General features: G+C 35.2%; 13 protein-coding genes and 1 other annotated feature. Of the genes, 1 reads left to right on the forward strand and 12 read right to left on the reverse strand.

The window, feature by feature from the left end:
- Positions 1–162 precede the first annotated feature (162 nt).
- The 9 genes from cymR to RTL21_RS03570 form a co-directional block, all read right to left on the reverse strand.
- Entirely contained in the window at positions 163–582 is a 420-nt protein-coding gene (gene cymR, locus RTL21_RS03530; protein ID WP_312093375.1) for a cysteine metabolism transcriptional regulator CymR, read from the reverse strand.
- Positions 582–1,265: a YczE/YyaS/YitT family protein gene (locus RTL21_RS03535; protein WP_312093377.1), complete on the reverse strand. Its 684-nt coding sequence runs from the start codon at positions 1,263–1,265 to the stop codon at positions 582–584. Before RTL21_RS03535 ends, cymR begins: the two co-directional genes overlap by 1 nt.
- Positions 1,266–1,562: 297 nt before the next feature.
- Positions 1,563–2,705, reverse strand: a complete 1,143-nt coding sequence (locus tag RTL21_RS03540; RefSeq protein WP_312093379.1) for a M20 peptidase aminoacylase family protein — start codon at positions 2,703–2,705, stop codon at positions 1,563–1,565.
- Between the two features lie 82 nt (positions 2,706–2,787).
- The gene (locus tag RTL21_RS03545; RefSeq protein ID WP_312093381.1) at positions 2,788–3,576 is read right to left on the reverse strand and encodes a GNAT family N-acetyltransferase; all 789 of its coding nucleotides are present in this window, start codon (positions 3,574–3,576) and stop codon (positions 2,788–2,790) included.
- 30 nt (positions 3,577–3,606) lie between these two features.
- The gene (gene menC / locus RTL21_RS03550; RefSeq protein WP_312093383.1) at positions 3,607–4,719 is read right to left on the reverse strand and encodes an o-succinylbenzoate synthase; all 1,113 of its coding nucleotides are present in this window, start codon (positions 4,717–4,719) and stop codon (positions 3,607–3,609) included.
- Positions 4,720–4,883: 164 nt separating this feature from the next.
- Positions 4,884–6,164 (reverse strand): replication-associated recombination protein A, encoded by a 1,281-nt coding sequence (locus tag RTL21_RS03555; RefSeq protein WP_312093385.1) that lies wholly within the window; start codon positions 6,162–6,164, stop codon positions 4,884–4,886.
- A 98-nt stretch (positions 6,165–6,262) separates the two neighbouring features.
- On the reverse strand, positions 6,263–7,216 hold the full coding sequence (locus RTL21_RS03560) for an ABC transporter permease (protein ID WP_312093387.1): 954 nt from the start codon (positions 7,214–7,216) through the stop codon (positions 6,263–6,265).
- A gap of 2 nt (positions 7,217–7,218) precedes the next feature.
- A complete protein-coding gene (locus RTL21_RS03565) occupies positions 7,219–8,130 on the reverse strand; it encodes an ABC transporter ATP-binding protein (RefSeq protein ID WP_312093441.1) in 912 nt (303 codons plus the stop codon).
- Positions 8,131–8,382: 252 nt separating this feature from the next.
- The gene (locus RTL21_RS03570) at positions 8,383–9,150 is read right to left on the reverse strand and encodes a tRNA threonylcarbamoyladenosine dehydratase (RefSeq protein ID WP_312093389.1); all 768 of its coding nucleotides are present in this window, start codon (positions 9,148–9,150) and stop codon (positions 8,383–8,385) included.
- 421 nt (positions 9,151–9,571) lie between these two features.
- On the opposite strand from RTL21_RS03570, the gene RTL21_RS03575 reads away from it, so the two are divergent.
- A complete protein-coding gene (locus RTL21_RS03575; protein ID WP_312093391.1) occupies positions 9,572–10,855 on the forward strand; it encodes an ATP-binding protein in 1,284 nt (427 codons plus the stop codon).
- A gap of 58 nt (positions 10,856–10,913) precedes the next feature.
- Here the strand turns inward: RTL21_RS03575 and aspS are convergent, their stop codons facing one another.
- From aspS to RTL21_RS03590, 3 genes are all read right to left on the reverse strand, one after another.
- Positions 10,914–12,683: an aspartate--tRNA ligase gene (gene aspS, locus RTL21_RS03580; protein ID WP_312093393.1), complete on the reverse strand. Its 1,770-nt coding sequence runs from the start codon at positions 12,681–12,683 to the stop codon at positions 10,914–10,916.
- Positions 12,684–12,738: 55 nt separating this feature from the next.
- Entirely contained in the window at positions 12,739–14,013 is a 1,275-nt protein-coding gene (gene hisS / locus RTL21_RS03585; protein WP_312093395.1) for a histidine--tRNA ligase, read from the reverse strand.
- A gap of 97 nt (positions 14,014–14,110) precedes the next feature.
- Positions 14,111–14,345 (reverse strand) — a binding site (T-box leader).
- An 86-nt stretch (positions 14,346–14,431) separates the two neighbouring features.
- Positions 14,432–14,608, reverse strand: a complete 177-nt coding sequence (locus RTL21_RS03590) for a hypothetical protein (protein ID WP_312093397.1) — start codon at positions 14,606–14,608, stop codon at positions 14,432–14,434.
- Between the last annotated feature and the right edge of the window lie 23 nt (positions 14,609–14,631).

Genomic DNA, 14,631 nt, shown 5'->3' on the forward strand with positions numbered 1-14,631 from the left:
CAAGTGATTCACCTACATTTAATTAGTTATCTTTTTTAATGGCTGTTTTCACCTATACTAAGGTGTCTTTCTTAAAGCTAAAAGTAAAAACTAGTTCGTTCTATCCCACTCGATTTTCAGTCATTTCAGGAAGCAACAAACTTTTATAAAAACTGCTTGTTATTAAATATAAAACATATAACCGTCTGTACTGCCATCTTCTTTATGGTTTGCAAGATCCTCTATTGTTGTGGAATCCAAAACGTCTTTGACTGCATCTCTAATTTTCATCCATAATGCTTTTTTTGCTGGTTCTTCATCCTCAATTCCTTCTACTGGACTAATAGGTCCTTCTAATATGCGGATAATGTCTCCAGCTGTTATTTTATTTGGATCATCTCCTAAAACATAGCCACCATATGCCCCGCGAATACTACGTACATATCCAGCATTACGCAGTGGTGCAACTAATTGTTCTAAGTAATGTTCCGATAGATTATTGGTTTGTGCGATGGACTTTAAAGAAATTGGTCCTTCTCCATGCTTCTTTGCTAATTCCATCATAATGGTTAATCCATATCTTCCTTTAGTCGATATCTTCATTACTTTGCCTCCCGCTCCATTTTCTGTTGTTGTATGTTTTTCACTGTTCTTTCATTTCGATTCAATATATAGGCCATCCATTTCGTACACTGTGGGATACTCCATCCGGCAATTCTTCCTATTAAAATAGCATAGATGATGGTTCCCCATGATACCGGTCCACCAAGAATCCATCCTATTCCCAAAACAATAGCTTCCATAAACAACCTAGTTTTCGCAATGCTTGCACCAAATTTTTCAGATAAAACAATCATTAAACTATCCCTTGGTCCTGCCCCAAGTTTTGCAGAAATATAAATCCCCATTCCATATCCCATTATGATTAATCCTATTAAAAACATCAGCCATCTTGTAAATAATGTAGAAGGAGTATTCATATAAGGAAGAAGTATAAAGAAATCAATAAATACTCCTACCAGTACCATATTTAATAATGCTCCGAACGGTGGAAACTTTTTGGATAGAATCGCTGCAATTAATAATATAAAAAATCCAACTATTATTGCCCAGCTACCAATGGTTAAACCAAATTGAAGATGCAATCCAATATTCAAAATATCCCAAGGGGCTGAACCTAGATTTGCTGTAATAACTAAAACAATGCCTAATGACATAATCAAAAGCCCTAAAATAAATATGACTAGTCTTTCAACTGGTTTATCCTGGCTAATTAAGGATTTCATTTGCCGCCCCTTTTAATTTTCCTATATTATGTGGTTTTATCTGTATAATTGCCATTAAGCATTATAGCATAATTACTTATGAATTGTTGAAGGGAAAGCCTAGTTTCCATTCTATATATCCAGTATAATTATTTTATTTCCTATCTATTCAATAGGATATCATATTTTTTCGGTTCACATAATAATCAGTGGATTTATTGTATTGCTATTAGCCTTTTTTACTGTTTTTGCTTATGAAATCTTTTCGTCATGAAAAGAAGGAATTTCTTCTCTGGCGAAAGAAGAAATTCCTTATCGTTATTGTTTCTCTTCCATTAAACAAATCACAGATAATGCCATAATTTTTATACCATGAAGTAAGCTATTTAACTGAAATTGCATATTAGGATGATGGAGACCTGGCTGGAGATCAGTGCCTAAGCCAATCATTGTCGTTTGAAGATGATCATTAGCTTTTGCGTAAAAATGAAAATCTTCTCCTCCAGGTGTAACTGGTGGTTTAACTAGTCCTTCTTCACCAAGTATATCTTTAATGCTCCTAGCTACAATTCCCTCCATCCATTTATTAGGATTGGCAGCAGGCATTTCTGATAATAATTCTAATTCTACTTTTGCGCCATTCGCTTCTCCCGCTAATCTCACTTGGCTTTCTAGTTTAGCGATAAGCTGTTCCATTGCCTCATTTGTTTGTGCTCGAACATCTATCCCAAACTCAGCGTAATCAGGTATGATATTGAAATTTTTGCCGCCAGCCTGCGCAAATGTTAATTTTGCCGATGCTGGAATGATAGGATTTAAAGGAATAGAACGAATCGCCAGATTAATTGCGGTTAGGCTATCAATCACATTTATTCCTAAATGAGGTCTTGCTGCATGTGCCTGCATTCCATATATTTTCCCTTTAAAGCTTGCTGCTGCTCCATGATAAATAGCAGGAGAGCATTCGCCAAATCTCATTTCCTGAATTGGTCGTACATGTAATCCTAATAAATAATCTACATCTTCTAATAGTCCTTTATTAATAAAAGAAATCGCACCACCACCAGTCTCCTCTGCTGGCTGAAAAAGACATTTAATGCTTCCCTTTGGTTCCACTCCTAATGCCTTTAAACATTTTATTGTAAAAATTAAAATAGTCGTATGTGCATCATGACCACAGGAATGATTAGCTTTCCATTCCCCGTTTACTTGCTGCCATAATGCATCCATATCTGCGCGAAGTCCTATAACAGGTCCTTTTCCAGCTCCAAAAGAACCTACTATGCCTGTCTGATCGTCAAATAATTCATAGGAAATAGATAACTTCTCTAATTCTTCCTTAATAAAATTTGTAGTTTCAATTTCTTCCCAGCTTATTTCAGCGTTTTTGTGAAGATATTGATACATTCCAAGTATATTCTCCCTTTGTTGGTCCACCCAATTGTCTATTTCTCCTCGCATTTTCACCCTCCTATATTTAGGTATCTTCTATTTTTTAGTGCTATTATATAAGAATCAACTTCATTTCTAATTTGTCAGTACTTTATACAAAGCTTACAATATAGTAGTTCACGGCTTTATTTGTCGTTTGAAAAGAATTTACAAAATACCCCTTTTCAAACAATTGCTTAAATACTTCTCTTAGTAAAAAGCGCCACTTTTCAGCTATCACAAAGTCTCTTTCTTTTATCATATGTATATCTTTGGGAACAGGAATCTTGTAGTAATCACATTGATTAGAAATAATTTCTAACGCTAGTGGACTAGGCATGTCTTCAACCATTTTCCAAGAAACACAAAATTGAATTTGCTCTTCTGCTGGAATATTATCAGCAGAATTAGCATAAAGATCCCACTCTAATAAAAACCTGTCGGAAGGTAAGCCACCATTTAATTCATCATTCATTATTCCGTAATGATTGGGATAATAGGTTTTCACTATCCCCCTTAGTTTCGAAATATTAAGATAAGCATTGCGAGATTCTAATGGATCAAAAGTCCACATGATCTTTTTGTACCCTCGTTTTAATGCTAGTTCTTTTTGCTTTACTTTCATTTTATATCCTAATCCACCGTCTCTAATTTGTTGCTTCACTGCCATCATATGAGAAACTAGATATACTTCACTTGAATCAAACCCAGGAAAACCATAACAAAAGCCAACTAATTCTTCATTAGAAAATGCCCCGATAATAATCCCACCATTATGAAGAGATGCAATTAAAAACGGAAAAGGCGTTGTATTCTTCTTGTTCCAAATTAAATCTTGAAATTCGACGACCTTTTGTATTTCTTTTTTATCGGTCACTTCTCTTATCACATAGGGATCCATCTAAACCTTCCCCCTTAGCCTCGATATGGATTAATTTTCATAAACTTTCGTAGTTAACAAGTATTTATTAATGACTTCATTATTTAATTCAAAACCAATACCTACACCTGTCGGAACTTTCATTTTCCCAGGGGTAGACAAAGTAACCTCAGGAAGAATAATATCCTCTTTCCAATATCGACTAGATGCAGAAGTATCACCAGCGATTGTAAAAGAAGGTAGCGAAGTAATGGCAATATTATGCGCTCTTCCGATTCCGCCTTCCAGCATCCCGCCACACCATACAGGAATGCCATTTCTTTCACATAAATCATGGATTTTCTTTGCTTCTGTCAATCCGCCTACACGGCCAATTTTAATATTAATGATTCTACAGCTTCCTAATTCAATCGCTTTACGCGCATCCTCGACGGAATGTATGCTTTCATCTAAACATATAGGGGTAGCAAGCTCACTCTGTAATATCGAATGGTCAATAATATCATCATATGCTAACGGCTGTTCAATCATCATTAGTTTGAGGGGATCCATTTCTTTGATTCGCTCAATATCTGCTAGCGTGTAGGCAGAGTTAGCATCAGCCATTAGCGGAATATCGTAACCAAACGTTTCCCTTATTCGCGTTAATGGCTCCAAATCATATCCAGGTTTAATTTTGACTTTGATTTTTTTGTAGCCTTCTGATAGGAATCGATCCACCTTTGAAAGTAGTTTGTCTGTTGTTTCTTGCATTCCAATACTTACTCCAACGTCAATGGAAGATCGAACACCACCAAGCGCCTTTGAAAGGGAAATCCCCTGTTTCTTACTATATAAATCCCACACAGCACCTTCTAACGCTGCTTTTGCCATATTATTTCGTCTTATAGGAGAAAACCTTTTAGAAACATTATCTGGATGACTAATTTCTTCTTTTAACAGAAGTGGAATGAGAAATTCATCTAGCATATACGAAACAGTCCCAGTTGTTTCTTCACTATAAGTTGGATCTGGTAAAGCCACAGACTCCCCGTACCCAATGTGTTCTCCACTATATATTTTTATAATAAGAAAATCCTTTTCAAATAGTTTGCCAAAGCTTGTCTCAAAGGGACTGACCAATGGCATTTTTACATGTTGAACTTCTATCTTATCGAATTGCACCTTTTCACGTCCTTTTCCTTTACTGTCTTTCTTCTATTTTAATAGTTATTTGAATTTTGTGTACATTTTTTTATTCGATTTTCGAAATTTTTGATTTCTACATTTTTTCTAATAAAATATTCTTTTAGAGAAACAGACAAGCAAAAAAGGATAGAGTGTCTTATCTATCCTTTTTTAAATCCAGCCAATTTTTCATATATTGCCCCTAGCTTCTTCTCGTCCCCAGCTTCTGTGGGATGATAATACTGAGTGCCTTTTAGCTTCTCTGGCAAATATTCTTGGTCGACCCATCCTCCAAATGTTCCAATTGGATGGTCGTGGGGATAAATATAGCCAACATGTCCTAGCTTTTTGCTTCCTGCATAATGCCCATCTCTTAAATGCATCGGAATATCTCCTACTCTGCCACTGCGGACATCTGCTATTGCTGCATCTAATGCCGTATAAGCCGCATTCGATTTAGAGGACAAACACATTTCCACAACTGCTACTGATAAAGGAATTCGTGCTTCTGGGAGACCTAATCTTTCGCTTGCTGTGACTGCTGCTAATACATTATTCCCGACAGACGTTTTTGCAAGTCCGATATCCTCATAGGCAATAACGAGTAATCTTCTATTTACTGCCACTAAATCTCCTGTTTCCAACAAATGGGCAAGATAATAAAGAGCTGCATCTACATCGCTTCCCCTAATACTTTTTTGCAGACTTGACAGTAGGTTATAGAAATGAGATCCTTTTTTATCACCAAAAACGCCAACCTTTTCAATCATTTGTTCAATCGTATCATCTTTGATAATGAAAGTTCCGTCTTCTTTATCTGATGAATAGACAATTGATTCTAAAAGGGTTAATGATTTTCTTGCATCCCCATTTGTTCCCTTGGCAATTCTTGCAATCTGCTCATTCGTAATTTTAATGGTAAGGTTTCCAAGCCCTTTTTCCTCTTTTAAGGCTCGATGCAATAATTCTTCAATATCGTCATCTGTTAATCTTTTTAATTGCTTAATTTGACCACATCTACTTCTAATCGCAGGGTTTACATCATGATAGGGGTTTTCTGTTGTGGCACCAATTAAAACAATGTCTCCTCTTTCCACATGGGGAAGTAAATAATCCTGCTGCGCCTTATTGAAGCGATGGATTTCATCTAAAAAAAGAATGACTTTTCCAGTTAATCTTGCTTCATCTACAACTGCTTCCACATCCTTTTTCCCAGAAGTGGTTGCATTTAATGCAATAAATGGAAGTTTAGTCGTTCCAGCAATGGCAAACGCAATCGAGGTTTTGCCAATCCCAGGCTCACCATACAATAGCATCGATGGTACATGTCCATTTTTAATCATTTTATATAAACTTGTTGTTTTCCCAATTATCTCTTTTTGACCAACTACTTCGTCTAGGTTTGTCGGTCTCATTCGATATGCCAGTGGTTCCCCGTTCATTTCTACACCTTCTTGTTTAACTTCTTTCATTTATTATAACGTAAAAGAAGGGCATATGAAAAAGGAATGAAAGTCAAATGGACCTTCATTCCAAAAAATCATGCTGCCACATCTCTCTTCTTAAATACCCAAAAGGCTAAACCATTGAACACGATAAAATATACTAGGAGCATAATAATAGAGAAAGACATTGTCATGCCACTTACCAATGGAGTTCCTTCAAAGTACTGTGTTAAATCTGTATTAGCAAACAATAAATATTTTGCCCAATCGAACCAATTAGCTAATAATACTGTTACTGTATTCCCCATAAACATTAAGAAAATGGAAAAGCCAATTGCTAACGAACTATTCCGGAAGACAGACGATATCATAAACGCCATCGTAGTAAGCATTAGTAGGCTAATTGAATTCAGGCCATAAAAACTAATTAAATGAAGGAGCATGCTTTGCTCTTTCACTATCCCATTTGCGTAATGTAAATAAGGATAAGCTTTTTCTGGAAGACCAAATAGAATAGCACCTATTATAAACGAAAATGCAAACACTACAAGGATCGACACGAAACCGAATAGCAGTACAGTTAAATATTTTGACAATAAGATCTTTGTTCTACTTAAAGGACGGATAAGCAGAAGCTTGACTGTTCCCCAATTAAACTCATTTGCAACGATTCCAGCAGCAATTATAATCGTGAATAAACCTGCGATACTAATTAACTGGATACAATCAGAAACAAAATCCCATGCAGAATACTCTACATTTGTACTGAAATCATGCTTCATTCGATATTCATTTATCGCTATTTCTTTTGTATAATATTTTTCCGTTTCTGCTGGAAGATGCTCATCCTCAAGCATTTCTTTGTAGCGTTTATTTTCTAATTCAAGTCCATGCTTCCAGTTTTCATTATCTGGGACAGAAAATCCACTTGATTGATATTTATTAAAAGCACCTAACAATAGAACAGCAATTAACAAAATCATTATCATTACTAATGTTGCTGGTCGCTTCCAAATTTTCAACCATTCATTTCTAATTAGCTGAATCATTTTCATCCCTCCCTTTGATTAGTCAATTCTATGAATCGATCTTCTAATGTCTTCGATACTTCACTAATTCCAAAAATGCGAATATCTTGTAAAACAAGTGCTTTAATTATTTCTGGTATTCGTTCCTTTGTTACAGTGATTAGAATTTCTTGTTCCCTTTTTACACAATGCACATCAGGCAAAATTTCTTGTAAATGCCTTATCGCTTTGTCTACTGGATTAAGCTCTATTTCAAACACTTGCTCCACTGCAACAAAGTCCTTGACTAATTGCACATCCACTAGTCGCCCCTCTTGAATAATGCCAATACGATCACACATCATTTCCATTTCCGATAATAAGTGGCTAGAAACAATTACTGCCATATTCCTCTCTCTTGCTAGCATTCTTAAATGGTCTCTAATTTCTCTTATCCCTGCTGGGTCTAATCCATTTGTTGGCTCATCTAAAATCAATACCTTCGGATCATGTAAGAGACTTTGAGCAAGACCTAACCGCTGTCTCATCCCGAGGGAATAAGTACGCACTTTATCATGTATTCGATTGGTTAAACCGACTAATTCAACAGTTTCCATTATCTTCTCTTTTGAAATGCCCTTCATCATTCGTGCATAATGTAAGAGATTCTCATATCCACTTAAAAACTTATACATTTCTGGATTCTCAACAATTGCACCTACGTGCTGAATCGCTTTTTCAAATTGGTCACGGACACTTTCCTTGCAAATATAGATATCCCCGTCACTCATACTAATTAACCCAACAATCATTCGGATTGTTGTCGTTTTACCCGCGCCATTTGGACCAAGAAAACCAAATACTTCTCCTGCTTCTACCTGAAAGCTTAAGGAATCAATAATTTTTCTGCCTTTTATTACTTTAGAAACATTTTTTAATTCTACAACGGAAGACAATATCCCTACCAACCTTTCGTTATTGTATATTTTCTTCATCCACTCAATTATCTATTTTTTTTATTCATCCTATTAATGAAAACTTAAAACCAACTCATTGTATCAGTTTACTATTTGAATCACACTGATACAATAGGCTAGGTTAATGACTATTGGTCAGTTTCACTATAAAAATAAAATAGGATGATCTCCTATTGTTTATGAGATCATCCTATTTTGACAATATTTTTTAAGAACGGTCAAAATAAAATTTTATTTTTCATCCTTTACACGTGTTATTTTTATGTCCTTTAATAGCTCTTTAACAACATGACTTGCCATAATTAAACCAGCTACAGAAGGGACAAACGCGTTAGATGAAGGAGGCATTTTCGCCTTGCGAATCGGTGCATTATCTTTTCCTACCACTTTACGAACATCTTCGCGGATGACAATTGGACTTTCATCTGAGAATACGACGTTAATCCCTTTTCTAATCCCTTCCTTGCGAAGTCTTGTACGAATAACCTTCGCAATTGGATCTGTATGTGTTTTACTTATATCTGCAATTTGGAAACGAGTCGGATCCATTTTATTTGCAGCACCCATGCTTGAAATGATCGGAATATTTCTTTGTAAACATTCTTTCATTAAATGTATTTTATAAGAGATTGTATCGGAAGCATCCATTACAAAATCTAAGCCATATGCAAAAATTTCTTCATACGTTTCTTCTGTATAGAACATTTTCAGCGCAATTACTTCACAATCTGGATTAATATCCGCAATACGCTCTTTCATGATTTCCACTTTAGGACGGCCAACAGTGGATAATAATGCTATAACCTGTCTATTCACATTTGTAATATCAACATCGTCTTTATCAATTAAGATTAATCTACCTACGCCAGATCGGGCTAACGCCTCTGCAGCAAAGGAACCTACGCCTCCGATTCCCAATACAGCTACAGTGCTGTTTTTCATCGTCTCTAGCCCTTCTTTCCCAATCGCTAACTCATTTCTCGAAAATTGGTGTAACATCCGTTTTCAACTCCATTTAATTTTTCCTATAAGCTAATTATGTTTACATATTCCCTTACTGGTAACTTTCATTCAGGGGAATAAACAATACTTATGAAAATATATCATAATTTTTTATCAACTACCACATTTCATTTCCTTGTTTTCATATAAGAATTAAATAAATATTGTACAATTGTTTAATTCTGTAATATAGAATGGAATAACGAATACATATCCTAGGAGAAAAGTACCATACCACCAAAAATATAATTCCTTCTTTAGCACAGTTAACACCCGCATATCAATAAAGCTATTTTTTTATAGTAGACAGTTTAATAAGAGGGAGATATTGCTAGAATAATTAAAGCAAAAGAATTAGATAACTTAAAAGGCATTTAGACTCTTTCTTTGGCAATACCAGTAGGAGGAAATTAGCTTTATGATTGGATTACAAGAATTATTATTAAATATACTATTTTTAATCGTCTTCTTTTTATTTATCCCGCTGATTGTTGAATTGAAATACACCAATCATTCTAAGAAGAAAGTGAAAGCGATAAAGCTAATTTCTTACATCTTAGCAATTATAAGCTGTATCCAATTTCCTGTTACGTATTTCCATAATTTTATTTATGATTTAAGACTAATTGCAGTTGTTCTAGGAGGTCTGTGCGGAGGTGTTATAACTAGCACTATTTTATGTATTTTCACAATCCTTTATCGTTTTCTGTTTGATGGCATTGGAATCATGATTACGATTCTAATCATGATTCCTACATTTATCTTCTTGCTAATATTTTCAAAAGAATTTAATCATTTTTCTCGTGGCAAGAAGATTATTGTCAGTACATGCATCATTGTCACCACAAGCTTTTTTGGATCTATGATTGCCAAATATTATTACGGTCTCTCAATTAGTCATTCCTTTACCATCTTCTATTTAGCCATTAATTGTCTTGCAACGATATCAATTGTCTATTTACATGATGTATTCAAAGAAAGCATTTATTTCAGGCAAGCAATCATTAAATCGGAAAAGATGGAATTAGTTAGTCATCTTGCCTCCTCTATCTCTCATGAGGTGAAAAATCCATTAGCTGTTGTCAGGGGTTTTTTACAGATGATGCAGGAGTCTGATTTAGAAGAAGCAAAACGAAAACATTTTCTATCAATTTGTATTCAAGAAATTGATAGAGCAGATAAAATAATTCGCAACTACTTAACATTTGCGAAACCCGCTCCTGAAAATGAAAAACAATTGAATATCAAACATGAGCTCCTTAAAGCAATTGATATTATCACTCCATTAGCACATATGAATAGCGTCATTATTAATCTAACTGCACAGTCTTATTTTATAAATGGCGAATCACAGCTACTGCAACAAGCCCTTCTTAACATTTGTAAAAACTGTATTGAAGCAATGCCACATAGTGGTACCTTAAATATTCAAACAAGCAAACTTAAAAATCAAGTAATGATAACTATTTCCGATACAGGAATCGGAATGACGAAAGAGCAATTAGCGAGAATGGGGGAGCCTTATTTTACAACGAAAGGCAGAGCTGGTACTGGCTTAGGGATGATGGCAGCTATCCAGATTATTCATAGCTTGCGTGGTAAAATAGATGTTAAAAGTGAGTGGAACAAGGGAACAACTTTTTATCTTTCCTTTCCCCTCCTCGTGGATAAACAAGTTTCCATAAAAAAAGGAACTATTTAATGAAATAAAATAGGCAGTAGAAAACTTAGGATTCACCGTTTTCTACTGCCTTTCTTATTTATTTATCCAACTTTAATGATAAATGTAAATCCGTTAATTGGTTTTCGCTCACTTCGCTTGGAGCATTTGTCATGAGACAGCTTGCACTTGCTGTTTTAGGGAATGCAATCGTATCACGAAGATTAGTTCGACCAGATAACAACATAATTAAACGGTCTAGTCCAATCGCAATCCCGCCATGTGGTGGCGTGCCATATTCAAATGCTTCTAATAAGAACCCAAATTGAGCATGCGCCTCTTCCTTCGTAAATCCTAATAAGCTAAACATTTTCTCTTGGATTTCTTTTTCGAATATACGTAAGGAACCCCCACCTAGCTCATAGCCATTTAACACAATATCATAGGCTTGTGCTTTTACTGCCTTAGGATTTGTATCAAGTAATTCTAAATCTGCTCTTTGTGGCATTGTAAATGGATGATGTGCTGCATAAAAACGACCTTCTTCTTCGTCATATTCGAATAATGGCCAATCTGTAACCCATAAGAAGTTAAATTTGCTTTGATCGATTAAATCTAATTCTTTCGCTAATTTTAAACGTAATGCTCCTAATGCATCCGCAACGATGTTCTTTTTATCTGCAACAAATAACAGAAGGTCGCCTGTTTCAATTGCTAAAGCTTGCTCAAATCCTTTTTGTTCAGCTTCTGATATAAATTTAGAAATAGGTCCTTTTAAGCCATCTTCCTCTGCTTTTAACCATGCAAGACCTTTTGCACCATATACTTTTACAAACTCTGTTAATGCGTCAATATCTTTACGGGAATATTTGCTGCTTGCATTTTTCACATTGATTGCCTTTACTTGGCCATCTGTTTCTACTGCAGAAGCAAATACCTTAAAGCTAGAGTCTTTAACAATTTCAGAAAGGTCTACTAATTCCATTTCGAAACGAGTATCTGGTTTGTCTGATCCGTATCTATTCATTGCTTCATCATATGGCATTCTTGGTAATGGTAAAGTAATGTCTATTCCTTTTACTTCTTTCATGATTTTTGCCATCATCGCTTCCATCATGCCCATAATATCTTCTTGACTCATAAAGCTTGTTTCAATATCAAGCTGGGTAAATTCTGGTTGTCGATCTGCACGCAAATCTTCATCACGGAAACAACGAGCAATCTGATAGTATCTTTCTACTCCGCCAACCATTAATAATTGCTTAAAGATTTGCGGCGACTGTGGAAGAGCGTAGAATTCTCCAGGATGAACACGGCTAGGCACTAAATAGTCCCTTGCTCCTTCAGGCGTACTTTTCGTTAAAATTGGTGTTTCTATATCTAAAAATCCTTCGCTATCAAGAAAATCTCTCATAACTTTTGTTACTTGATGACGCATTTTTAATGTTTCAAACATCACAGGTCTTCTTACATCTAAATAACGATATTTTAAACGTACATCCTCTGCTACATCTGTTTGATCAGAAATAATAAAAGGAGGTGTTTTCGCCTCATTGATTATCACGATTTCATCTGCTATTATTTCTATTTTTCCTGTTTTAATGTTTTCATTGATCGTACCTTCTTGACGAGCAACTACTTTTCCTTTTATATCAAGTACAAATTCATTTCGAACTTTATCAGCAATTTCAATTGCTTCTTTATTAATCTCTGGATTAAATACAACCTGTACAATTCCTGTACGGTCACGCAAGTCGATAAAAATAAGCCCGCCTAAGTCACGTCTTTTTTGAACCCAACCTTTTAAAACAATACTTTCTCCAATTGATTTTTCTGTTACTTCACCACAAAAATATGTTCTTCCAAACATGAAGTATCCTCCCTATTTATCTTATATTAATATTTCTGTAAACCAATGCTTACTATTAAAAAGCTCCAAAATCTTTCAGTGCATGTACAAGATCCGTTAATGCGATTTCTTTTTGTTCTCCTGTTTCTAGCTGCTTTACATTAATTTTGTTCTTTTGGAGTTCATCTTCTCCTAAAACAGCCACATAATTAGCATGAAGACGATCAGCAGCTTTGAATTGTGCTTTCACTTTCCGATCAAGATAATCTCTCTCAGCAGAGAAGCCAGCTTGTCTAAGCTCATTTAATAAGCCCACTGTGTAATCCTTTGCTTCTTCTCCTAGTGAAACTAAATAACAATCTAACTGCTTCTCGATTGGTAATGCAATTTTTTCCGCTTCTAATGCAGCAAGCAATCTTTCTAGACTCATGGCAAAGCCAATACCTGGAGCTTCCGGTCCACCAAGCTCTTCTGTTAAACCATTGTATCTGCCACCGCCACATAAAGTAGTAATTGCACCAAAGCCTTCAGCTTCACTCATAATTTCAAATGCCGTATGATTGTAGTAGTCTAAGCCTCTAACTAGATTGGAATCGACCACATAAGGAATGTTTAAAGCTGTTAAATATTTTTGTACTTTTTCAAAATATGTTTTTGACTCTTCATTTAAATAAGCTAAAATTGAAGGTGCAGATTGCATCAATGGATGGTTATGATCTTTTTTACAATCTAAAATTCTCATTGGGTTTTTCTCTAGCCTTGTTTGGCAATCATGACAGAATTCCCCAATACTCGGTTTAAAATGCTCGATAAGTGCTTGGCGATGAGCTTGTCTGCTTTCTTTATCACCTAAGCTATTTATAACAACCTTTAATTTGGATAAACCCATTGTTTGATAAACAGAGTAAGCAAGTCCAATTACTTCAGCATCAATAGCAGGATCTTTACTTCCTATTGCTTCCACACCAAATTGGACAAATTGGCGAAAGCGGCCAGCCTGTGGTCTTTCATAACGGAACATTTGTCCTAAATAGAATAGCTTAATTGGCTGTGAAGCATATCCATGCATTTTGTTCTCTACAAATGAACGAACAACCGCTGCTGTTCCTTCTGGTCTTAAAGTTAAGCTTCTTTTTCCTCTATCTTCAAAAGTATACATTTCCTTTGTAACAATATCTGTTGTATCTCCAACACTTCGTAAAAATAACTCTGTATGTTCGAATATTGGTGTACGAATTTCACTATATTGATATCGATCACAAAGTTCTTTGATTTTTTGTTCAACATACTGCCATTTTTCTACTGTACCTGGCAAGATGTCTTGGGTTCCTCTTGGAATATTAATTTGCATTTTTATGTATCCTCCCTAATATGAGAAAGCGCCGGCTATTCGTGCTTTGTCCATAATTTTGTACAAAAAAAATCTCGTCTCTTGCATCCAACTGAATACAAGGGACGAGATTTTTCCCGTGGTACCACCCTAATTGAAGATTTTCATAAAATCTTCCACTTTGCAGTTAACGCCTGCTCACGTTTCTACCTACTAATGATGCAATATTTTCAGAAGAAAGCCTCCCTGAGTGTTCTTTCTCTAAGTCATCATGTAGAAATGCTTGCAGCCTTTTGGACATTTCCTCTCTGTTCATGTGTGTCTTAGATACTTTTCTCGATCAATGGCTTTACTGGATTATTTATTATTATTATCTAATTAATAATAAATAGGAACGATTATATTGTCAATAGGATACGAAAATGATTTCCCTACTCTTTTATAATTTCCCTAATTGTTTCTTTAATTTTTTTACTTCTCCTAATGAAAGACCAAATTCAGAAGCAAGCTCTACTGCATTGGAATTTCCTTCTCTTTGAATAAAATCGTGAAAATCTACGCCTAGTAATTTAGAATCAATTTCGCTGGATGATAAACTTTTTTCACCAAATCTCATGCATTTCACCCTTTTTTCTGTTA

The sequence above is a fragment of the Niallia sp. genome (assembly GCF_031978665.1).
Classification (GTDB): Bacteria; Bacillota; Bacilli; order Bacillales; family Cytobacillaceae; genus Niallia.